The sequence below is a fragment of the Orbus sasakiae genome (genome assembly GCF_039542345.1).
GTDB lineage: Bacteria > Pseudomonadota > Gammaproteobacteria > Enterobacterales > Orbaceae > Orbus > Orbus sasakiae.
Window position 1 is genome coordinate 1 of record NZ_BAABHY010000019.1, and the last position, 752, is coordinate 752.

1 rRNA gene is annotated in these 752 nt (G+C 46.8%); it reads right to left on the reverse strand.

Features of this window, described 5'->3' with window-relative positions:
- A 16S ribosomal RNA gene (locus tag ABEA36_RS13215) occupies positions 1–608 on the reverse strand; the annotation flags it as partial.
- Between the last annotated feature and the right edge of the window lie 144 nt (positions 609–752).

The following is a 752-nucleotide window of genomic DNA, read 5'->3' on the forward strand; positions in this document are numbered from 1 at the left end:
GGCTTTCACACCTAACTTAATCATCCGCCTACATGCCCTTTACGCCCAGTCATTCCGATTAACGCTCGCACCCTCCGTATTACCGCGGCTGCTGGCACGGAGTTAGCCGGTGCTTCTTCTGTAATTAACGTCAATTAACAATCCTGTTAGAATTGTTACCTTCCTCATTACCGAAAGTACTTTACAACCCTAAGGCCTTCTTCATACACGCGGCATGGCTGCATCAGGGTTTCCCCCATTGTGCAATATTCCCCACTGCTGCCTCCCGTAGGAGTCTGGACCGTGTCTCAGTTCCAGTGTGGCTGGTCATCCTCTCAGACCAGCTAGAGATCGTCGCCTAGGTGAGCCATTACCCCACCTACTAGCTAATCCCATATGGGTTCATCAAATGGTACGTGGCCCGAAAGTCCCACGCTTTGGTCTTACGACATTATGCGGTATTAGCAGTCGTTTCCAACTGTTGTCCCCCTCCATTCGGCAGATCCCCATACATTACTCACCCGTCCGCCACTCGTCAGCAAGAGCAAGCTCTTCTGTTACCGTTCGACTTGCATGTGTTAAGCCTGCCGCCAGCGTTCAATCTGAGCCATGATCAAACTCTTCAATTTAAAGTTTGATGCTCAATAACTGTTTCTGACATATTCAAATGAATCTTCAGTGTCACTTATTAAGACTTGATTTTTTTAAGTCCAAAGACTTTAATTTTTCGTCCTAACAGTGCCCACACAGATTGTCTGTTCTTAATTTTTAAA